Annotated in this window: 19 protein-coding genes; 13 read left to right on the top strand and 6 right to left on the bottom strand. The window is 57.7% G+C overall.

The window, feature by feature from the left end; genetic code table 11:
* The first annotated feature begins 11 nt into the window (after window positions 1-11).
* Window positions 12-1,886: an ABC transporter ATP-binding protein gene (locus tag ACZ439_RS12905; protein ID WP_054797232.1), complete on the top strand. Its 1,875-nt coding sequence runs from the start codon at window positions 12-14 to the stop codon at window positions 1,884-1,886.
* 102 nt (window positions 1,887-1,988) lie between these two features.
* Here ACZ439_RS12905 and ACZ439_RS12900 read toward each other — a convergent pair whose 3' ends face one another.
* Both ACZ439_RS12900 and ACZ439_RS12895 read right to left on the bottom strand, forming a co-directional pair.
* On the bottom strand, window positions 1,989-2,924 hold the full coding sequence (locus ACZ439_RS12900; RefSeq protein ID WP_054797215.1) for an RNA polymerase sigma-70 factor: 936 nt from the start codon (window positions 2,922-2,924) through the stop codon (window positions 1,989-1,991).
* 70 nt (window positions 2,925-2,994) lie between these two features.
* Window positions 2,995-4,299 (bottom strand): phytoene desaturase family protein, encoded by a 1,305-nt coding sequence (locus ACZ439_RS12895; protein WP_464621067.1) that lies wholly within the window; start codon window positions 4,297-4,299, stop codon window positions 2,995-2,997.
* A 379-nt stretch (window positions 4,300-4,678) separates the two neighbouring features.
* Between ACZ439_RS12895 and ACZ439_RS12890 the strand changes: the two genes are divergently transcribed.
* Window positions 4,679-4,852, top strand: coding sequence for a hypothetical protein (locus tag ACZ439_RS12890; protein ID WP_164751724.1), 174 nt, complete (start codon window positions 4,679-4,681; stop codon window positions 4,850-4,852).
* A gap of 103 nt (window positions 4,853-4,955) precedes the next feature.
* Here ACZ439_RS12890 and ACZ439_RS12885 read toward each other — a convergent pair whose 3' ends face one another.
* Window positions 4,956-6,320 (bottom strand): MFS transporter, encoded by a 1,365-nt coding sequence (locus tag ACZ439_RS12885; RefSeq protein WP_464621066.1) that lies wholly within the window; start codon window positions 6,318-6,320, stop codon window positions 4,956-4,958.
* Window positions 6,321-6,504: 184 nt separating this feature from the next.
* Here ACZ439_RS12885 and ACZ439_RS12880 point away from each other — a divergent pair, with 184 nt between their 5' ends.
* From ACZ439_RS12880 to ACZ439_RS12840, 9 genes are all read left to right on the top strand, one after another.
* Window positions 6,505-6,960: a MarR family winged helix-turn-helix transcriptional regulator gene (locus tag ACZ439_RS12880; protein WP_464621065.1), complete on the top strand. Its 456-nt coding sequence runs from the start codon at window positions 6,505-6,507 to the stop codon at window positions 6,958-6,960.
* 136 nt (window positions 6,961-7,096) lie between these two features.
* Window positions 7,097-8,317 carry a multidrug effflux MFS transporter gene (locus ACZ439_RS12875; protein WP_054799756.1) on the top strand — a complete coding sequence of 407 codons (1,221 nt, stop codon included), beginning with the start codon at window positions 7,097-7,099 and terminating at the stop codon, window positions 8,315-8,317.
* 353 nt (window positions 8,318-8,670) lie between these two features.
* Window positions 8,671-9,090 (top strand): helical membrane plugin domain-containing protein, encoded by a 420-nt coding sequence (locus tag ACZ439_RS12870; RefSeq protein ID WP_054797213.1) that lies wholly within the window; start codon window positions 8,671-8,673, stop codon window positions 9,088-9,090.
* 29 nt (window positions 9,091-9,119) lie between these two features.
* Window positions 9,120-10,298: an NAD(P)/FAD-dependent oxidoreductase gene (locus ACZ439_RS12865; protein WP_054797212.1), complete on the top strand. Its 1,179-nt coding sequence runs from the start codon at window positions 9,120-9,122 to the stop codon at window positions 10,296-10,298.
* Between the two features lie 287 nt (window positions 10,299-10,585).
* Window positions 10,586-11,680 (top strand): fatty acid desaturase family protein, encoded by a 1,095-nt coding sequence (locus ACZ439_RS12860; RefSeq protein ID WP_054797211.1) that lies wholly within the window; start codon window positions 10,586-10,588, stop codon window positions 11,678-11,680.
* A 75-nt stretch (window positions 11,681-11,755) separates the two neighbouring features.
* A complete protein-coding gene (locus tag ACZ439_RS12855; RefSeq protein WP_054797210.1) occupies window positions 11,756-12,076 on the top strand; it encodes a MocE family 2Fe-2S type ferredoxin in 321 nt (106 codons plus the stop codon).
* Between the two features lie 12 nt (window positions 12,077-12,088).
* Window positions 12,089-13,324, top strand: a complete 1,236-nt coding sequence (locus tag ACZ439_RS12850) for an NAD(P)/FAD-dependent oxidoreductase (protein WP_054799757.1) — start codon at window positions 12,089-12,091, stop codon at window positions 13,322-13,324.
* 34 nt (window positions 13,325-13,358) lie between these two features.
* Window positions 13,359-14,189 (top strand): helix-turn-helix domain-containing protein, encoded by an 831-nt coding sequence (locus tag ACZ439_RS12845; RefSeq protein WP_054797209.1) that lies wholly within the window; start codon window positions 13,359-13,361, stop codon window positions 14,187-14,189.
* A 39-nt stretch (window positions 14,190-14,228) separates the two neighbouring features.
* On the top strand, window positions 14,229-15,032 hold the full coding sequence (locus ACZ439_RS12840; protein ID WP_054797208.1) for a sugar phosphate isomerase/epimerase family protein: 804 nt from the start codon (window positions 14,229-14,231) through the stop codon (window positions 15,030-15,032).
* A 165-nt stretch (window positions 15,033-15,197) separates the two neighbouring features.
* On the opposite strand, the gene ACZ439_RS12835 is transcribed toward ACZ439_RS12840, so the two are convergent.
* A complete protein-coding gene (locus tag ACZ439_RS12835) occupies window positions 15,198-16,571 on the bottom strand; it encodes a sodium-dependent transporter (RefSeq protein ID WP_464621064.1) in 1,374 nt (457 codons plus the stop codon).
* 348 nt (window positions 16,572-16,919) lie between these two features.
* Between ACZ439_RS12835 and ACZ439_RS12830 the strand changes: the two genes are divergently transcribed.
* Complete coding sequence (locus tag ACZ439_RS12830; RefSeq protein ID WP_054797207.1) at window positions 16,920-17,210, top strand: hypothetical protein; 291 nt, start codon at window positions 16,920-16,922, stop codon at window positions 17,208-17,210.
* Between the two features lie 30 nt (window positions 17,211-17,240).
* Here the strand turns inward: ACZ439_RS12830 and ACZ439_RS12825 are convergent, their stop codons facing one another.
* The gene (locus ACZ439_RS12825) at window positions 17,241-17,495 is read right to left on the bottom strand and encodes a hypothetical protein (protein ID WP_054797231.1); all 255 of its coding nucleotides are present in this window, start codon (window positions 17,493-17,495) and stop codon (window positions 17,241-17,243) included.
* A 168-nt stretch (window positions 17,496-17,663) separates the two neighbouring features.
* Between ACZ439_RS12825 and ACZ439_RS12820 the strand changes: the two genes are divergently transcribed.
* The gene (locus tag ACZ439_RS12820) at window positions 17,664-19,100 is read left to right on the top strand and encodes an HD-GYP domain-containing protein (protein WP_054799762.1); all 1,437 of its coding nucleotides are present in this window, start codon (window positions 17,664-17,666) and stop codon (window positions 19,098-19,100) included.
* A gap of 82 nt (window positions 19,101-19,182) precedes the next feature.
* Here ACZ439_RS12820 and nagZ read toward each other — a convergent pair whose 3' ends face one another.
* Window positions 19,183-20,394 (bottom strand): beta-N-acetylhexosaminidase, encoded by a 1,212-nt coding sequence (nagZ, locus tag ACZ439_RS12815; RefSeq protein WP_464621063.1) that lies wholly within the window; start codon window positions 20,392-20,394, stop codon window positions 19,183-19,185.
* Between the last annotated feature and the right edge of the window lie 120 nt (window positions 20,395-20,514).

Below are 20,514 nucleotides of genomic sequence, written 5' to 3'. Positions count from 1 at the left end.
GAGCCGGCGGCATGGGCGGCAGACCCGGCGGTCCCGCTCAGGGCTTCGGCTTCGGTCCCGGACGCGGCGGCCCCGGCATGGGCATGCCCGTGCAAAAGGCCAGAAACTTCAAGGGCACGCTGCGCCGGCTGATCGGTTATCTCAAGCCGCATCGCACGGCGCTCATGGTCGTCTTCCTCACAGCGGTGCTGAGCACCGTATTTTCCATCGTCAGCCCGAAAATTTTGGGCGACGCGACAACCAAGCTGTTCGAAGGCATGACGGCGAAGATGAAGGGTGTGCCTGGCGCAGGCATCGACTTCGGGTTTATCGGCAGCCTGCTCCTGCTGCTGGCCGGTCTTTATGTGGTCAGTACGCTATTCAGCTACATTCAGCAATATGTGATGGCAGGCATCTCGCAGAAGGTCGTGTACGATCTGCGTGCCGAGGTCAATCGGAAGCTGGCCCGTCTGCCGCTTAAATATTTCGATTCGCACACCCACGGCGAAACGTTAAGCCGTGTCGTCAACGACGTCGATACGATCAGCTCGACACTGCAGCAAAGCTTGACCCAGCTGATCACCTCGGTCGTAACGCTCGTCGGCGTCGTGGTGATGATGCTGACGATCAGCCCGCTGATGACGCTGATCGTCGTCGTGACGCTGCCGCTCAGCTTTATGGTGATCCGGCTGGTGACACCGCGTTCGCAGAAGCATTTCCGCGGGATGCAGCAGTCGCTTGGCGAGCTGAACGGACATGTGGAGGAAATGTACACCGGACACCCGATCGTGAAAGCGTTCGGTCACGAGCGCAAGTCGATCGCACAGTTTGATGCGGTCAACGACCGCTTGTATGAAGCGGGCTGGCGCGCGCAGTTTATTTCGGGCACAATCATGCCGCTGATGAACTTTATCGGCAACATCGGCTATGTGCTCGTCTGCGTCGCGGGCGGGCTCCTCGTCATGCGGGGCTCGATTCGGATCGGGGACGTGCAGGCGTTTATCTCGTATTCGAAGCAGTTCTCGATGCCGATTACCCAGACGGCGCAAATCGCCAACATCATCCAGTCGACGATTGCTGCGGCGGAACGCGTGTTCGAGCTGCTCGACGAGCCGGAAGAGGTGGCGGAGGCGGCTGGCGGCAGCGTCGCCCAGGCGAAGGGCCGCGTCCGATTCGAGCACGTGAAGTTCGGCTACAAGGACGATGCGCCGCTGATCGCGGACATGAATATCGATGTGCGGTCCGGGCAAACGGTAGCCATCGTCGGGCCGACGGGCGCCGGCAAAACGACGCTCATCAACCTTCTGATGCGCTTCTACGAATTGAACGGCGGACGCATTACGATTGACGGCGTCGACATCACGCAGATGCAGCGCAGCGAGCTTCGCGGGCTGTTCGGTATGGTGCTGCAGGATACTTGGCTGTTCAACGGCACGATCCGCGACAATATCGCCTACGGCCGTTCCGGAGCGACGGATGAGGAGGTCGTGCAAGCGGCGAAAGCGGCCTATGCGGACCACTTCATCCGCACGCTGCCGGACGGTTACGACACCGTGCTGAATGAGGAAGCGTCGAACATCTCGCAAGGCCAGAAGCAGCTGCTGACCATCGCGCGGGCGATTCTCGCCGATCCGGCGATCCTCCTCCTCGATGAGGCGACGAGCAGCGTCGATTCGCGGACGGAGATTCACATTCAGCGAGCGATGAACGAGCTGATGCAGGGGCGCACGAGCTTCGTCATCGCCCACCGTTTGTCGACGATTCGGCATGCCGACCTGATCCTCGTCATGAACCAGGGCTCGGTCATCGAGCAGGGTACGCACGAGGAGCTGTTGGCGCAGCGCGGCTTCTATGCCGAGCTGTACGAGAGCCAGTTCAGCGGACGCATGCGGAAGGAAGTCGGGTAGAAGGCCGGGAAGGCCGCTAGGTCGGACGGCCGGAGCAGTCGTCTATAACATTTAACCCCCGTCGGACTTGGGTCCAATGGGGGTTTTTTGGCTGCGCACGCTTCACTTCACATGCTTCAGCTTCTCCGGATTGACTACGATATAGATCGCTTCGATCCGTTCGTTCTCGGCGTGGAACGAGAAGACGTTCAACGGCCGCCCGTGGACGTAGGTGACGATACCGGTATACCCGTTGACGACGGCGAAGCGATAGGAGAAGCCGTCCTGCACCTTCTCAAGAAGGCCTGCCAGGAAGCGTGAGATGCGCTCCGCTCCCAAGATCGGGCGAACCGCGGCGGTGACTTTGCCGCCTCCGTCCGAGTAGAGCGCGGCGTCCTCGGACAGGAGACGCAGCAGCTTCGCCATATCGCCGCTGGCGAGCGCCGTCACGAACTGCTCCACCAGGCCGCCGGCTGCAGACCCCGCGGCCGGAGTGTGCAGTTGAACGCCGGAGCCCGTAGAGGGCAGGTCCCCGGCGGCCGGCGCCGCATGCGTACCAAGGCTGCGTTTGGCCCGATGAAAAATTTGCCGGCAGTTTGTGCCGCTCTTGCCGACGATCTCGCCGATCTCGTCGTACTCGTACTGCAGCACCTCGCGCAGCAGGAAGACGGCCCGCTCGACCCAAGAGAGCTGCTGAAGCAGCAGCAAATAAGCGGTGGAGACGGACTCCTTCTGTACATAGTGGCGGGACGGGTCGCCTAAGCCGGAGCCGGAACCGTCCTCCTCCGCAACAAGCGGCTCCGGCAGCCAAGGCCCTACGTACGCTTCGCGCTGCTTGCTTGCCGAACGGAGCAAATCGATGCAGCGGTTGGTGACGATTTTGCACAAATACGCCTTCGGATGGCGCACATGCTCGGGCAAGGCTCCGTTCAAGGAAAGAAAAGCTTCCTGGACGATATCCTCGGCATCCATGACGCGGCCAAGCATCCGATAGGCCAGGGAAAATAACAAAGGCTTGTAGGCGGCATACAATTGCTCGGTCGTGTGCTCAGGTTCCATAGCTAACACCCTTCCTCTTCCATAGCTTCGCCGCCTACCGCCTCCTGGAAGCAAGCGCCGCGCCAGTTCGTTATATGGTTATAGCGTGATTCGCCGTCGCGGCGAGGTCCTTCAGCAACCGCAAGGCCGCTCGTCTGGCACTGGCAGCCGCAGCATCGGCGAGCATTTCGCCATGGCTCGCCCAGTCTCCGGCTACATACAGTCCGCGCACCTCCGATACGGCTGGACCGGGCTGCGAATCCTGGCGGCCGATATGCATATAGTCGTGCACGACCGTGATGTTCGGCAAATATTGGCGGGCGACCACCTCCTGCTGCCAACCGGGGTGCAGCAGATCCATCGTCTGCTCCAGCGCCCGTTCATCGGCTTGCGGATGGCTGTCACCGCTGCCGTTGTATTTGATCAGATGCATGACCAGCGTGCCGTTATGGCTCAGCTTCGCCACCCGCGAATGATGCGAGAAAAAGATCGGCTGATCCAGCCCGATGGCAAAATGCCGGTCCGCCACGGGCAGCCGATTCAGCCCGAGATCGAGGCAGGCGGCTGAGGCTGGTCGCGCGTCATTCTTCCAGCGCCGCAGCGCCGTCCGTTCGGCGGCCTCGCCGAGCAGCCGATACGTATCAGCAGGGGAGCCGGTTGCGATCACATTCGGCGTGCAGACGAGCTCGCCGTCCGTGCATTGAAGGCCCCGAACGACGCCGTTCTCTTGCAAAAGGCCGGTCACGTTCTTGTTATTCAGCACCGTGACCCCGGCGCGAACGGCCAGATCGTGAAGCTGATCGACCACCCGCTGCCACCCTCCGTTGAGGTACAGGACGCCGCTTTTTAGAGACCGCTGCACTTGCCGAAGCACGGGACCGACGGATTGGCGGTCAGGGTCTTGCACGTAGGTGGACGTCCGGCAAAGCGCATAGAACAAATGCCGCACCATAGGGTCGCGAATCTCCCGCTCGGCCCAGTCCCGCAAGGCGATGTTCGGAAGGGCGTGAGTCTCGAGCTTGCCGAGCTTTAACATGAAGCGGCCCAATTCGATTTTGCCCGGCCACGAGAGAAGCTTGGAGGCGAGCAGCGAGGCAGGATCGCCCGGCAACGTCGTTAGGCGTCCACGCCACAGAGCCAATCCTTTGGCCGGCGGCGAACCGCCTTCAAGCTTGACCCCCAGCTCCTGCAGGATTTGATACGCTTCGCCGCCGGGGTAAAGCGCATGGCCGCCAAGGTTGAAAATGGCCCCGTCCTTGCGGGTCGACACGGCCCGGCCGCCGACGCGGCTGGACTTCTCCAACAAGATGACCGACTTTTTGGCCCTCGCCAGATCGATTGCTGCGATGAGACCCGCCAAACCGCCGCCGATAACAGCTGCATCATACATTTTCATAGGAATCCCCTCCGTTTATTCGGTTCAAGCATAGGACGGAGAGGAGGAGCAATCTGTGACAGCAAGCGAAAAAAGTTGGGCGAAGGCCGGTCGTTATGGGCAAGATCGTATAGGGCCTAACTTCCACATGTCGACGGAATATTCCTGCCGGGCTGGGCACGGGTAGAACGATTATCTTGCCTGAGATACCGGCGGAGGGCCTCCCGGCCTGGGCGGGCTCAATACGCAGCCTGATGAACGTGATGATTTCCGGCCTTATGGGCAACAATACCTCCCGTAAAGGAAGTATGGGCCCAGGCTATCCTGCGGTTTGCAGGTTAGGCAGGGAGCATACAGCTTTACGGAGCAGTTGACACAGTCCAAAAGGAGTGAAGGGCGAATGACGGATCGTAAACCGAAGGGTCACGTCGAGTTTAATCAGTCTCCGGCCAAGCTTGCAGCCGACCTGCCGGGAGACGGCGAGATGCGGGAGCACTTGGAAGAAACGATGCAGAACGACGGGTATCCGGGAAGCTGTGCCGTCATCAACACCGGGCAGCAGCAAGAACAATAACATCGCCCTCGGTTAAGCAAGGCGATCCCCATGAAGCGGACATCCGGAATAACGGATGGTTTCGCTTTATGGGGATTTTTCATGAGCATACCAGCCGCATGGATCACTCGGAGGCGGCAAGCGGCGCTGCTGCCGGTTTACGGCGACCGGCGCGCACGTATTGAACGGACAGCAGCAAAGAGAGAACTGCACCAGCGAGCATGACCCAGAAGATGGCTGCATAGGCGGCCTCCAGCGGCCGCGCCGCTTGCCAAACCAGCGAGGCGCTCGTCAGGGCTACGCCGAGCGCGCCGCCGAAAAATTGCGCGAGCTGCGACAGCCCCATCCCCCCGCCAATCTCGCTTTTGTCCAAAATGCGCGACATCTCGTTGGATACGCTGGAGCCGATGGCCGAGACCGACACGCTCATGAAGAGATAGGCGGCACCGATGAAATAGGCCGACTGCGTGGACAGCAGGGCGAACCCGGCAGCGGATAGCAGCAGCAGGACATGCGCGCTTACCATGACGGGAGCGTTGCCCAGACGGTCGATCCAGCGTCCGATCTGCGGAGACAGGAGAGCGGTCAAGATGGCCCCGGGAAAGATGAGCAGCCCGGTGACGGAAGAGCTTTTGCCGAATAAGTGGGTAAGGATGACCGGCATCAGGAATAAGGTGGAGAAGTGCAGTACATAGGAGACAAAACTGATGGCGATCAAGCTCATGTATTTAGGTTTACGTAATAAGGCGGGCTGAACGAACGCGTGCTCGACGCGCTGAATGCGCACCCAGAACGCGAAGAGCGCAGCAAGGCCAAGCGCGAGAGGCAGCCATTGATGTCCGGTCAAGTACAGGAGCAGCCCCGTTACACCGACCCCGATGAAGAGCGCGCCCCACCCGTCAAATCGAACGGGGGCCGCAGCTTGCTTGGGCATATGGCGCAGGAAGACGGGAAGCGCCAGAAGGACGAGCGCCGTCACTGCGAACAGCGAGGAATAGCCGATGTATTGCGTCAGTATCCCGCCGACGATCGGTCCGAAGCCAAAGCCGAACGAAGCGGCGGAGACGATGCCCGACATCGAGCGTCCGCGCCGTTCGACCGGAATGTAACGCGTCACGAGCACGATGCCGAGACCGGGCGCCGATGCGGCGCCGACGGCCTGCAGCAGGCGGGCGGCCATCAGCATGTAGTAATTCGTCGCCAGCATGCCGACGATCGACGCTCCACCGAGCAGGAGCAAGCCGAGCGTCAGCAGCGTCCGAATCGGGATGAAGTCCGAGAGGCGGCTGTAGGTGATGGAGGATATGGCAAACAAAATGGAGTATCCCGTGACGATCCACGAAGCGCTGGTAGCCGTTAAATGCAGGGCTTGAGCGACCGTCGGCAGCGCGACATTAAACATCGTTGTATTCATGACGACCAACATGACCGTGATGCTCCAAAGCGGGATGATCAGAGATTCTCGAAATGAAGGATTGAATCGTTCCATACAGGCACAGCCTCCTTGAGCCAACTGAAATTGTTTTATAAAAATACTATTCTTGTGAAAGTATTTTTGGTAAAATATAACTTGCTTGCGTCTCGTTGTCAATGCCGCGCGCTGAAACTTTTTCCTTTCCTGACGGTTTCATGTAAGATGGAATATATTCGAACCGTTCTGAGGTGAAGCATCCATGCCTTCTCAATCTATAAACCGCTTGTGGCGAAGCCTTCTTGATTTGGATCGCGGGCTGAAGCAGACGCTGTGCTTGTTAAGTCAGGAAGCGGAAGTTCCCGCGTCCGCCGTGGCGCTCGTTTTTAAGCTGGAACACGAAGACTCGCTGAAGGTTAACGACGTTGCCACCGTACTTGGCATTACGATCGGCGCGGCTTCCAATCTTATCGATAAACTGGAGGAGAAGCAGTGGGTCGAACGCGTACGTTCAGAGGAGGATCGGCGTATCATGTACGTGCGGTTAACCGGGCCGGGGATGGAGCAGCTGCTGCGGTGGAGGGAGCATTTTGCCGAGCATGCGGATCTGATTTTTGCGAAGGTGCCGGAATCGGAAATTGCGCAATTCGACGATCAAATTCAGCGGCTCAGCCAATATTTAAGCGCCTACAACGTGGAGCTGGAGAAGAAGCGTTAGCGGTTGCGGTTACGGAAACTTCGCACCCCGGTTTCTTATACGCCAATTTTCCGCCGGAAAATTCGCCAACCGCTCAGATGGCGCACGGCTGTTCCGTTATTAGGTTTACTGTCCGGAATTAAGGAGGCATTCATTCATGAAATCATCTGCGGCTATTCAAGCGCCCGCCCGGTCCAGGCGCATCTGGATCGCTTTTGTGCTGGGCATTTTGTCGGCTTTCGGTCCGTTATCGCTCGATATGTACCTGCCGGCGCTGCCCATGCTTGAAGGCGACCTGCACACGAGCACCTCGATGGCGCAGCTAAGCCTTACCTCTTGTCTGCTCGGGCTGTCGCTCGGACAGCTGCTTGCCGGGCCGCTCAGCGACGTGCGCGGCAGACGGGGGCCGCTTCTGGCGGGGCTGCTCTTGTACACCGTAGCTTCGTTGCTGTGCATGTTCAGCACGTCGGCCTGGGCGTTCGTCGCGCTGCGTTTCATTCAAGGCGCGGCCGGCTCGGCGGGTATCGTCATCTCGCGGGCGGTGGCCCGGGACCTCTATGCGGGGACGGAGCTGACGAAGTTTTTCGCGCTGCTGATGCTGGTGAACGGTGCGGCTCCGATCCTGGCTCCGATTATGGGAGGTCAGCTCCTGCAGTTCACGTCGTGGCGCGGCGTGTTCCTCGTGCTGTCGCTCATCGGGGTGCTCGTATTCATCGCCGTCCTCTTCGCGCTGCCGGAAACCTTGAAGCCCGAGCACCGGTCGCAAGGCGGTATTGCGCAATCGCTGTCGACGATGCGCGCGATAGCGAAGGACCGGCTGTTTATGGGCTATGCGCTTTCGCAAGGGCTTGTGACCGCGGCCATGTTCGCTTATATCGCCGGATCGCCCTTCGTCCTTCAGAATGCGTTCGGCGTCTCGGAGCAAACGTTCAGCTTCATATTCGCCATAAACGGACTTGGCATCATTATTGCCAGCCAAGTCACAGGGAAACTAGCCGGTAAAATCAAGGAAACGACGCTGCTCGTCAGCGGACTCGTGCTCGCCGCACTCGGCGGGATTATCCTGCTCGTCGGCCTTATCGCCGGAGCGGGGCTGGCCGCCGTGCTGCCGCCGCTGTTCATCGTCGTCTCGTGCGTCGGCATCGTCGGAACGGCGTCGTTCCCGCTGGCGATGCGCAATCAGGCGAAGTCGGCGGGGACGGCCTCAGCCCTGCTCGGCGTGCTGTCGTTCATCTTCGGCGGATTGGTGGCGCCGCTGGTCGGTCTGGGCGGCAGCGAAGCGACTGTCCCGATGGGGATTGTCATTGCCGCCGCGAACGTCAGCGCGATTGTGCTGTACGCGGTCATGATCGGCCGCAAGCGTTCGGTAAACGCGTAAGGTTTGAAGTGCGGTCGCGGCTGAGTCCAGGGAGCGAAGCAGCGGCCGCGCTGTTTTTTCAAAAAGGAATCGGCTGCTTGAAATTAGTGTTAACAGAATGTTCACAATTGTAGGAAATTGGCTTTTCAAAGATGAAGGGAATGGTCGTATAATAGAGTCCATATAGCGTTCCCTTTCAGGCACTGCCTTATTCTCAAGCATGTGAAAAATGTTACAATTGGATGGTCATGGATCTTCATGGACGATAAGCTTGTCAGAGAGACGGCTTGAAGAAGACGAACCTCCCATCGCTCGAAAAGAACAGGCAGCCGGCACAAGGGACATCTATGCAAAGTATAGGAGGACGTTTACTTATGTCACAAACAACGCAAACGATCTCGCGCGAATCACTCGATGTACTCGATCAATTGATGAAGCCCGAGGTCCAACAGTCGCTTACGGTGTTGGTCGACAACCTGCCGAAGCTGGCCGAAATGGTAACCCTTTTAACGAAAACGTACGATTTGGTGCAAAATGTGGCCACCGACCGCGTCCTGATCGACGATCTGAAGGGCGGCATGGAAGAATTCGTGAAGCCGATCCAAGAGAAAGTTAAGAGCGTAGCCGCGACGGCGATTGAAGCAAGCGACCGTGCGCAAGCGGAAACGGCGACTATCGGCTTGTTCGGTCTGCTTAAAATGCTGAAGGATCCGCAAGTGCAGAAGATGTTCCGTTTTGCCCAAGCGTTCCTGGAAGTATCGGCAGAGCGTCAGCAAAATCAGCGTCAATCTTAAGAAGCATCAATACCGGACGGAGGATAACTATGTCGAAGCAAATTTTGATTCTAGGCGGCGGATACGGCGGGTTGTTAACCGCGCTGACGGCGCGTAAATATATGACGGCGGAAGAAGCGACTATCACGGTCGTGAACCGATTCCCTTCTCACCAAATTATTACCGAGCTGCACCGTTTGGCTGCAGGCAACTTGAGCGAGCAAGCTGTAGCGCTTCCGCTCGAGAAGCTGCTTCGCGGTAAAAACATCGAACTGCGCATCGATACGGTCGAAACGATCGGACTCGACGAGAAGCGCGTGCTTCTGAAAAGCGGTAAAACCTACGAGTATGACACGCTTGTCATCGCGCTCGGCAGTGAAACGGCGTTCTTCGGCATTCCTGGCCTGCAGGAGCACAGCTTCACGCTGAAATCCGTTAACGACGCGAACCGTCTGCGTGCGCACGTTGAAGCGCGGGTTGAAGCTTACAAGCAATCGAAGAACAAAGCGGACGTTACGTTCGTCGTAGGCGGCGGCGGCTTGACCGGCATCGAGCTGGTCGGCGAATTTGCCGATATGCTGCCGGGTCTGTGTAAGAAGAAAGGCGTCGATTTCAACGACGTTTCGTTGTACTGCGTAGAAGCGGCCCCTTCGATTCTGATGGGCTTTGCGCCTGAATTGATCGAGCGCGCCCAAACAAGCTTGCAAAAGCGCGGCGTGCAGTTCCTGACCGGCGTGGCGATTACGGAAATGACGGAGACGTCCGTTTCGTTGAAAGACGGCAGCGTCATCGAGACAAGCACGCTCGTATGGACGGGCGGCGTTCAAGGTAATTCGGTTGTCGCAAACTGCGGCATCGAAGTGAACCGCGGCCGCGCAACCGTGACCGAATCGCTCCAATCGACGTCGCATCCGGACGTATTCGTGGCCGGCGACAGCGCGGTTGTCATGGGCAAAGAAGGCCGTCCATACCCGCCGACAGCGCAATTGGCTTGGCAAATGGGCGAAACGATCGGTTACAACATCTTCGCGTCGTATAATGGCGCGCCGATGCAGTCGTTCGAGCCGGTATTCTCCGGAACGCTCGCGAGCCTTGGCCGCAAAGACGGAATCGGCACAATCGGCGGCAACCAAACGAAATTGAAAGGCTTGCCGGCGACGTTGATGAAAGAAGCGAGCAACGTGCGTTACTTGTCGCACATCAACGGACTGTTCACCTTGGCGTACTAAAATCATCGATCGGGCAGGCCCTGCTTCTCTGCATATAGAGAAGCGGGGCCTTTCTCTGTTTAAAGGAACGTTAAGAGAACAGGGGATGAGCGTCACCGGCAGAAAGGATGTTCAGGATGTTTGGGTAACTTATCAATTTCAGACAAAACGATGTCAATTCAATGCATTGCTATGAGCTGTAAAATTATGTACTCTGAGGATGTGATTATCAATTCAAATATGGGGCTTGCAGCCGCGGGCAATTCGGACTCAAGCCTGGCAGCCAAATCAAGAGGAGGAGAGTCAAGTTGTCTTCTACAAAGACCAGAAGAGACTACAGTGTCGTCGGTCCCGAGAAACAGCGGGCGTACGAAAGAGGGCTCGTAGCAGCCGAGTGGTATACGAGTCCGGTACCCCGTCAACGCCTGAAGGAGCTGATGAAGCGAAAGGACGGGCCGGCCATACGCGATACGCTAATTTGGTTCGGCTTGGTTATCGCTTTAGGGGTTCTGGCCTATTACAGCTGGGGCACGTGGTGGGCGATTCCCGCATTCGCGCTTTATGGCATCGTATACGCCACGCCTTCCGATTCACGCTGGCATGAGTGCGGTCATGGAACCGCTTTCAAAACGCCATGGATGAATGAAGTCGTTTACCAGATCGCCTCCTTCATGGCCCTGAGGTCGGCAACGCCTAAGCGTTGGAGTCACACGCGCCACCATACCGATACGATCATCGTGGGCCGGGATCCTGAGATTGTGATGGAGCGGCCGCCGATTTGGAAAATCATTTTCATGCAAATCTTTCACTTATACGGAGGACCGCGCGAGTTCTACAAGTTTTTCCTCCATTGCTTCGGCAAGCTGGATAAAGAGGAACTGGAATATATTCCGACTTCAGAGTACCGCAAAGTCTTCCTGGAAGCCCGTATTTACCTGATCATCTATTTATCGGTTATCGCCTTGTGCATACAAATGGGCAGCATTTTGCCCGCCATGTTTATCGGCCTGCCTTCCTTTTACGGCATGGTTATCGTGCTTCTCTTCGGGATGACCCAGCACTTGGGCCTTCATGAAGATGTTCTTGACCATCGCTTGAACTCGCGCACGATCTATATGAACCCGGTTCTTCGGTTTCTTTATTGGAATATGAACTATCACATCGAGCATCACATGTTTCCGATGGTTCCTTACCACGCGCTGGCTAAGCTGCATGAAGAGATCAAGGCCGATTGCCCGCCGGCTTCCCGCAGCTTCCCGGCGGCGCTCAAGGACGTGGTCGTCGCGCTGATCAAGCAAGGAAAAGACCCTGCCTACACGATTGATCGATCTCTCCCAAGCACCGCTCGTCCCTACAAGTACGGCCATGATACGGGAACGATGGCTCCGGAACGGGTCGGCTAGCTCGCAAAGGGACGGCGGCAAGCAAGTTAAGCGGTATACCCATCATTAAATACTGAATTTCTGGAGGAATAGCTCTTGGCGCTTAACGGTTGGATCGAAACCTGTGGAGTTAACGATATCGATAATGAGGACGTCATCCGGTTTGATCATGAAGATCGGACCTTCGCCATCTATCGCACGGACAAAGACGAGTATTATGCGACGGACGGATATTGCACGCATGAAAAATTTCATTTGGCTGACGGCCTTGTGATGGGCAGTACGATCGAATGTCCGAAGCATAACGGCAGATTCGATGTGACGACAGGCGAGCCGAAACGCGCCCCGGTTTGCGTCGCTCTGAAAACGTATCCCGTACAAATTGAAGCCGATAAAGTGTTCGTCAAGATCGACTGAGGAGAGTGTGCTATGACTGATCTGGGGATGGTCATCGTTGGGGCCGGCGAGGCCGGCGCGCGGGCGGCCGCCGAGCTGCGCACGCAAGGATGGGCCGGGTCCATTACGTTAATCGGGGAAGAAAAGTGGGCGCCATATGAGCGCCCGCCGCTTTCCAAGGAGCAGCTGGTTGCGGAGGAGGAGCCGTCGCCGGTGTTTATTCTGAGCGACGAGATGCTGGCCCGGCATGATATCCGCTTCTTGTCCGGGACGGCTGTAGAGCGGATCGACAGGGATCGTCATTCCGCGGTACTTGCCGATGGAAGGCAAATCCGGTACGAGCGCTTGCTGCTGGCTACGGGAGCGCGCCCGCGGCCATTTGCCGTCGAAGGCTCTGATCCATCGCATGTAAGCTATCTTCGCACCTACTCCGATGCGCTCGCGCTTCGTGCAAGGCTGCAAAGCGGTAAACGTATCGCTATCATCGGCGGCGGTTTTATCGGACTTGAGGTTGCGGCAAGCGCTGTGAAGAGGGGCTGCTCCGTGACCCTCATCGAGGTCGGCCCGCGCATTCTGATGCGGGGTGTTCCCGAGGACATTGCCCGCATCGTCGACGCGCGGCATCGTGAGGCCGGCGTCCGGTTTAAGCTCGGTACCGCTATTGACCGTATACAGCGCACAGGCAATGAGCGCAGCATCGTCCTTGCCGACGGTTCTATCGTCGCTTGCGATGAAATTATTGCCGGAATCGGGGCAATTCCCGAGACGACGCTTGCTGCCGCATGCGGCCTTGAGATCGAGAACGGCATACGAGCCGACGAGATGCTGGCCACGAGCGATCCGGATATTTACGCGGCGGGCGATTGCTGCTCCTTCCCGCACCGTCTCTATGGAGGCAAGCGCATCCGGCTTGAAGCGTGGCGCAATGCGCAGGATCAAGGGCTGCATGTCGCTAGGAATATGCTGGGCGCTGCCGAGCCTTATGCCGCCGTCCCTTGGTTCTGGTCCGATCAATACGAGCTCACCCTGCAGGTAACGGGGCTGGCGGATAGCGGCGAGAAAACCGTTATACGCGATATGGGCGCCGCAGGCAAGCTCTACTTCCATCTGTCCGGTGAAGGGCGGCTGGTCGCGGTCAGCGGCATTGGATCCCCGGGTATCGCGAAGGATATCCGTTTCGGGGAAATGCTGATCGAGCGGCAGGCTAGCCCCGAGCTTGACGCTTTGGCTAATGCTAACGTGAAGCTGAAGAGTCTGCTTCAAACATGAACCTTACTACAGGAGCAGAAGGGGGAACGCTGCGATGACCGTGAATTTCTGGGAAGACAACCGGGAGCTCCTGTCCATGGTCTACAACGCCACGGCCGGCGCCAGTATATATCCCCCTGGCGGGCGCTGGGGGCCGCGTATTCAACCGAACCTGCAGTTCGTACTTGTCCATACCGGACACGCACATATCCATGTCGATGATGAGGCCTATTTTGTGCCCGCCGGGTACGTGGCTTTGCTGCATCCGGGTCATCGTGAAATGTTTTATTTTGCCGACAATATGGAGACCCGGCACCGCTGGATTCATATTCAGCTTAACGAGTCTAACCCGGAGATTGGACAGAAGCTGGAGGGCCTGCCGAGATATATTCCGCTGTCCGATACGATGAATCACTTGACCGACGCCTTACAATCGTTAACCCATAGCTCGACGCAGGACAATCAGAATCAGCTGAGATGTACGCTGGCGGTGGCGGCGATTATGCTGTACCAGACGGAAAGTCAGAACGGATGGCTGGAGAAAGGGAAGCACCCCTCTGTCGTAAGAGCCAAAGCGGAAATTCACAAAAACTATGAGGATCCGTTAACCCTGCACCGGCTAGCGGCTATTTCGAATGTATCCGCCGAATACTTGATCCGGCTTTTTAATCAGTACGAAGGGGTTACGCCGATGCGTTATTTATGGAAAGTTAGAGCGGACCGCGCCCTGGAGCTGCTGCAAAGCACGGGCCTGACGTTAGATGAAATTGCGGAACAAACCGGCTTTAAGAGCACGTACCACCTTTCCAGAATGATTAAAAATTTCTCGGGAAAAACACCGACTGACATCCGTCGCAGCAGCTGGAGAGGTACACTCGCTGAGTGAACGGGTGCGTGTTGATACCGGATTGGGAGTGAACAGACGATGGAATTGAAGATGTACAAAGCCGTGTGGGGGATGCCGGGAAGCTGGGACTCGATGCTGAAGCAAATTGCGGAAGCCGGTTACAACGGGGTGGAATGCCCGGTGCCCGCCCCCGAGGACGAGTCGCACTTCAAAGAACTGCTGGATCAGTATCAGCTGGAGCTCATTGTGCAAGTGTATACGGAAGGGAATCACATCGCTTCGTTCGAAGAGCAAGTGCAGCGGGCAGCTGCGTTCAAGCCTCAATTAATCAACTCTCATAGCGCGAAGGACTCCATGCCGTACGACGATCAGCTCGTTTTCTTCGAGCATGCGATCCGGCTTGAACGGCAGCTGGGCGTTCCGATCGGTCACGAAACCCATCGGGGCCGGGCGATGTTTACGCCATGGAGCACGGCCCGCTTGCTTCGGGATTTGCCGGACCTCCATCTTGTAGCCGATTTCAGCCATTGGTGCTGTGTCTGCGAGTCCATGCTGCCGGACCAAGCGGATAACTTGTCCCTCGCGATGCGTCATGCCATCCACATTCATGGCAGAGTCGGTTATGAGCAGGGGCCCCAGGTGCCCGATTTCCGTGCGCCTGAATACAAATATGCTTTGTTGAAGCACGAGCAATGGTGGGACGAAATTTGCGCCCGTCATCAATCCGCCGGACTTCCGATATTGACGTTTACACCGGAGTTCGGACCGCCGGGATATATGCACACGCTGCCGTTCACCCGTCAGCCTGTCGTTGATTTATGGGAAATATGCTACGCGATGGGCCAACGGTTCCGTGATCGGTTCATGCGGCAATTCGGCTGACAGTTAAGCTGAACCTGACCCTGACTCAATAAACAAGGCCGGCCGGTGACACGCGCGACAAGCCATCCATCGCACAATCAGGCTCCGCTATGGATCGCGCAGGGCTTGGCCAATACGCACGTCAAAGAACCGTCCGGGCGGACGGTTCTTTTAAGCTTGCGCATTTTATTTATTAAAGAACCGGTCGAATAGGCCCGCCGTATACAGAAGGACGAGCAGCGTCAGCAGCGGCGACACGTAGCGGAGCATGAACATCAGCAGCTTGTGTCCGAAGCCGTCGAGCCCCGCTTCCTTGGCGGACTTTGTCCACACATATCCGGCGAAGAGCGTGACGACCAAGCCGCCGAACGGGAGCAGCACGTTGGACGCCACGTATTCGATCAGGTCCATAATCGGCTTGCCCGCAATCGTAAAGCCGCCGAGAATGGCGCCGGCCGACAGTGCGGAAGGAACGCCGAGCACAAAGCAAGCGGCCGAGACCAGCGTCGCGGCTTTGATGCGCGACCAGTTCCATTTGCCCATCGCATAAGCAACCGGCACTTCCAGAATGGAGACGGCCGACGTCAGCGCAGCGATGGCTAACAGCACGAAGAACAGCCCGCCGAACAACTGGCCGAACGGCATCGCGGCGAAAGCGGCCGGCAGCGCCATAAACACGAGTCCAGGCCCCTGCGAGGGTTCAATGCCAAAGGCGAACGAAGTCGGGAAAATAATGAGCCCGGCGATGAATGCGTAAATCAAATCCCCGGCTCCGATGGCCAGTGTAGCGCCCTTCAACGACTGACTCCTATGCGTGTATGCGCCGTAGGTGATCATGATCCCCATCCCGAGCGATAACGAAAAGAAGGCATGACCTAACGCCACCAGGGCGGATTCAGCGGACAATTTACTAAAATCCGGCTTGAGGAAAAATTCGACGCCGGCCATCGCGTTCGGAAGCGTAAGCGAACGAATCATCAGTCCAAGCAGGAGGATGACGAGTCCGGGAATCAGCACTTTGTTGAATTTCTCGATTCCGCCGGAAATCCCTTTGCCCACAACCCAGCCGGTAATGATCATGACGACGGCTTGCCAGAACAGCGGAACGTACCCCGAGGTGAAGGATACGAAGCGCTCTTTATACATGTTGTCCGCATATAAGCTGTCGGTGAACGACAGCGCTGCGTAGTGCATCGTCCATCCGGCTACGACGGCGTAGAACGTCATGATCATGAACGAAGCGAATACCGAAACGAAGCCGAAAGCGCCCCATGTTCTGGATTTCGACAAGAGGAAGAACGACGACGAGGCGTTCCCGCGTCCGCTGCGCCCGATCGTCATTTCCGCGATCAGAACCGGAAGGCCGACAAGCAGCAAGCACACGATAAAAAGCAGGAAAAAGGCCGCCCCGCCGTATTGTCCGGTAATATAGGGAAACTTCCACATGTTGCCGAGTCCGACAGCGCTGCCGATGGCGGTTAAAATAAAGCCGGACGAGCTAAAGCGGTCAGAAGATGCGGGCTGGTTGTCTAAAGAGGGAGAAACCTTGCTTTTTTTCACGTCATTAACCCTGCTTTCTTTCTATAAAATTAGAATCCTGTTAATAGCAACAACAAATATATTAACCAATGGTGCATTAATTGAAAAGTAAAAAATTATGATTACCAATTGTTCGTCCCAGGAACCATTGACATGGGGTTTCATTCCAATAAAATCTTACATAATTACCCAAGCTAACTCATCAGCGGAAAAGGGGAGACCTCAAGATGAAGATGATGGGATTCCCCAACCGCGCGCTGCTGCAGTTGGGCGGCATTACCGTTATCGTGTACGTGGTTTCATAGGGTTGGGGCCACAACCTGTTCGGCGGCTCGTTCGTCGTGGAGCGGCCTGATACGGTCTTGGTTGATGGGGCATGATCTGCGGATGACGATGCTGCTCGTGCCGATGACCGTGTTCGTCTCGTGGAAGCTGACGCTCACTTCGCTCGTGCCGCTGCCGTTCACGGCGTTTCCAGTCCGTCTATACGGCGGTTGGATTCCTAGCCGGTTCATGGCTGCGCAGACTGCTTTCGATGATGGGAATGAAGGGGGTTGGAAGCCGTTTCGGGCATTCGGTCATACGGCGCGGGCAGCCGGGAAGGTGGACAGTTGTCCTCTTGTGCCCGGCCGAGGGGAGACGAAGGATCGTCCGTCCTGACCGGACCGCCTTGCTCCTGTCCTCCCCGCACTAACGCTCCTGCTCCTGCACCGATAAGGTAAACGTGGCGCCGCAGCCGGGACAGTAAGCCATATGGACGCATTGATGCCGTTCGAGATCGGCGAAGCCGTTCGTCAGCTTCATATCGTCGATCGATCGGTAAGGTGAATACGGATCGTCATAATCGCTCAGCCTCCCGCGGTCCTCCGCCGCTTGACGGCAGGACGGGCAGCTTCCTCCCAGCGTCTCCAGACCGTTGCACACGCTGCAAACATAAGAAGACAACGCCAACACCTCCACCCCTATAATGCCCGGATTTGATGCAAAAGTTGTAAATGCAATGAAATTGTACAAGCCATTTCAGCAAGCCGGGGCATGTTCGAATATAACGCTTTATGTTAGAATAAGGGCAAGAATCTTGGGGACTTTTGGCAGGGGGAAGGAGACCGTTCCATGCGTTATCGCAGCCTCTTAGGGCCTATGGCGGGCATCGTCTTGCCGTATGCGGCGTATTTGCTGTTACGCAGTCATGCTTCCATCGACGGGCATTTCGCCATGCCGAGGGGGCACTTCTATATCGTCAGCGCTGTAGCCTGCTTGGCTCTGGTGATCGCTATCGCTGTAGGCGTCGCCGGCAGCCGGCTGCGGAATATTAAAGTGAGCTTCTTGGCGTTATCGTTCGTCTCCATAGCCGAGTTGTTTATGGTTCATGGCTTGTCGACGCCCAATTTCATCCTTCACGCCACTAATCTGCCGGGCATAGCCGCGCAAATGAGTGTCTTGCTTGCCTCCTTCTGGCTGTGGCTGTCGGCATTCTCCACCGATCATCGTCTCGTGAGGGTTTTGTCCAAGCACCAGTCACGGCTTATTCCGGCTTGGACGGCGGCGCTTGCCGTCATGGGCGTGACAGGCATGCTGTTTCCGCACACGGCCGCGTTCATTCCGCTGAACGTCCATCCGCTGAACGGGGCGATGGTCGCCCTCACGATCGCCTTGAACGGGATCGTCATGTACCGCTATTATCAATCTTACTTGTATTCGCGGTTTCCGCTGCAAATCGCCATCGTATACAGCTCCGGCTGGTTAATCGTGGCCCAGCTCATTATGGTGACCGGCGAGATATGGCGCGCGAGCTGGTGGCTGTACCACTTCCTGCTGCTTGCTTCCATGATCGTCATGGTGGCCGGATTAATCCGCCAGTATGCATCCAACCGGTCGTTGGCCGATGCGATTCGCGCTTTGTACACGAGCGACCCGATCGAACGGATTACCGGCAGCATCTCGCCCAGCGTGAAAGTGCTTATGGCCGCTACCGAACAGAAGGATCCGTATACGGCCGGACACAATTTCCGGGTCACGATGTATGCCCTGAAACTGGCGGAGGAGCTTCAGCTTCGGCCGGACGAGCTGCGCGCTCTGGCGCAGGGCACGATCGTCCACGACGTCGGGAAGATCAATATTCCCGATGCGATTCTCAACAAGCCGGGACGGCTGACGCCCGAGGAACGAAGCGTGATCGAGCTGCATCCGGTGAGCGGCTACGAGATGTGCCGTACGCTCGGTTTTATGCAAGAAGAGCTCGGCATCATCCGCTGGCATCATGAGAAATGGGACGGCAGCGGCTACCCCGACCGTCTGCGGGGCGAACAGATTCCGCTGATGGCGCGCATTGTGGCCGTGGCCGACGTGTATGACGCGCTAACGTCGAACCGCGCGTACCGGCAAGCCATGTCCCATCGCGAAGCGATGCGGTTCTTGAAGGATTGGCGGGGGACGCATTTCGACCCCGGCTGTGTAGACGCGTGGGTCCGCTTATGCGAACGCGACGCCAGCGTGTATCAGTATCCGTCTCAAGTCGTAACGGAAGAAAAGACGGTTCCCGTGCTTTGACTCCCGGCCCGGGCTCCATACTCCCGCGCTGCGCCTCGCTCCCATTCGGGTGCGGGGCTCTTCAGGTTCAGGGAGTCCCGGATCAGAGGTTGTTCGCTTCGAGCAGCTTGCGGATAGCCGCATTGAGCGTGCCGGGGTCGGGCGTCGAGACGGCTTTGTCCGAGAGGCCGTATTTCTTTTTTAGTGCGAGAATGCGGGAGACGCTCGTATTCAGGCGTTCCTCCGTCAGCGTGCCGTCCGCCGCCGCCTGCTTCAGCGCATCGAGGACGTGCAGCGCGCGGTCGGCGCCGTGGGCGACCATGACCAGATCGCCGCCGGCCAGGATGGTGCGTACGGCCGCTTCGCCGATGTCGAAGTGTTTCGTGATCGCGCCCATCGTCAAATCGTCGGTCATGACCACGCCTTGAAACCCGAGCTCCTGGCGAAGCAGTCCGTCGATAACGGGCTCCGAGAAGGAGGCGGGGGCGGCGTTATCCAGTGCCGGTATCAGCAGATGGGCGACCATGACCGCGTCCGCGCCTTCTTGCACCGCACGCCGGAACGGAAGCAGCTCCAGCTTGCGCAGCTCCTCGAGCGGCTTGCTTACGACCGGCAGCTCCAGATGCGAGTCGACCTCCGTATCGCCGTGACCGGGAAAATGTTTCACGACCGGCACGACGCCGGCCCCCTGCATGCCTTTCATCGCCTGCGTGCCGAGGTCGGCTACGAGAGCGGCGCTGGCGCCATAGGATCGCGGACCGATGACCGGGTTGTCCGGGTTGCTGTCCACGTCGAGCACCGGGGCGTAATTCATGTTCATCCCCAGCAAACGCAGTTCTTCCCCGAGCAGCTCCCCGATACGCTTCGCCAGCTGAGGATTGTTCGCCTGCCCGATGTGACGGTTGTCCGGCAGCGCCGCGAAGGCCGCAGGCAGCCGGCTGACGGCGCCGCCCTCTTGATCGACGCTTAAGAAGAGCGGAGCGGCATTCGACCCGTTCGCCGCCTTCAAGGCGTTGAGAAGGCCGATGGTTTGCTCCAGCGATCCGACATTGCGTTTAAACAGAATGATTCCGCCGATATGCCGGTTCGCAATCAGCTCGCGAACCGGCGCGTCCAGCGTCCTCCCCTCCAGACCAATCAGCAGCAGCTGTCCGATCTTCTCGTCGGTGTTCATCCTTTGGATTTGTGTTTGAATCGGGTCGGGCGTCGCGGCGGGAGGCGGCGGGACGTCGTTCTGCGGGCCCGTGCACCCGCCTGCCAGACCGAGGCACCCCAAGAGAAGACCAAGTCGATAAAAGTGACGCCATTGCCGCAAAAGAAGCCCTCCTTTTTAGGCCGCAGCCTATTTCAACCTACCAACCAGTATGCCGTAATTTTCCTGCAACCATGCTTCAGCTTCGCCCCTGCCGGATGCCGGCGAAACCATTTGACGGCA

Source organism: Paenibacillus sp. JCM 9796 (assembly GCF_055379675.1).
Note: the sequence above shows the minus strand (reverse complement) of the source record. Positions and strands in the feature narration are given on the sequence as shown.

Excerpts from the sequence above, each read along its gene's own strand:
- ACZ439_RS12840 (WP_054797208.1), top strand. The coding sequence starts at position 14,229 with ATGGAATTGAAGATGTACAAAGCCGTGTGGGGGATGCCGGGAAGCTGG.
- ACZ439_RS12865 (WP_054797212.1), top strand. The coding sequence starts at position 9,120 with ATGTCGAAGCAAATTTTGATTCTAGGCGGCGGATACGGCGGGTTGTTA.
- ACZ439_RS12905 (WP_054797232.1), top strand. The coding sequence starts at position 12 with ATGGGCGGCAGACCCGGCGGTCCCGCTCAGGGCTTCGGCTTCGGTCCC.
- ACZ439_RS12830 (WP_054797207.1), top strand. The coding sequence starts at position 16,920 with ATGGGGCATGATCTGCGGATGACGATGCTGCTCGTGCCGATGACCGTG.
- ACZ439_RS12870 (WP_054797213.1), top strand. The coding sequence starts at position 8,671 with ATGTCACAAACAACGCAAACGATCTCGCGCGAATCACTCGATGTACTC.
- ACZ439_RS12895 (WP_464621067.1), bottom strand. The coding sequence starts at position 4,299 with ATGAAAATGTATGATGCAGCTGTTATCGGCGGCGGTTTGGCGGGTCTC.
- ACZ439_RS12875 (WP_054799756.1), top strand. The coding sequence starts at position 7,097 with ATGAAATCATCTGCGGCTATTCAAGCGCCCGCCCGGTCCAGGCGCATC.
- ACZ439_RS12850 (WP_054799757.1), top strand. The coding sequence starts at position 12,089 with ATGACTGATCTGGGGATGGTCATCGTTGGGGCCGGCGAGGCCGGCGCG.
- ACZ439_RS12885 (WP_464621066.1), bottom strand. The coding sequence starts at position 6,320 with ATGGAACGATTCAATCCTTCATTTCGAGAATCTCTGATCATCCCGCTT.
- ACZ439_RS12890 (WP_164751724.1), top strand. The coding sequence starts at position 4,679 with ATGACGGATCGTAAACCGAAGGGTCACGTCGAGTTTAATCAGTCTCCG.
- ACZ439_RS12845 (WP_054797209.1), top strand. The coding sequence starts at position 13,359 with ATGACCGTGAATTTCTGGGAAGACAACCGGGAGCTCCTGTCCATGGTC.
- ACZ439_RS12900 (WP_054797215.1), bottom strand. The coding sequence starts at position 2,924 with ATGGAACCTGAGCACACGACCGAGCAATTGTATGCCGCCTACAAGCCT.
- ACZ439_RS12820 (WP_054799762.1), top strand. The coding sequence starts at position 17,664 with ATGCGTTATCGCAGCCTCTTAGGGCCTATGGCGGGCATCGTCTTGCCG.
- ACZ439_RS12880 (WP_464621065.1), top strand. The coding sequence starts at position 6,505 with ATGCCTTCTCAATCTATAAACCGCTTGTGGCGAAGCCTTCTTGATTTG.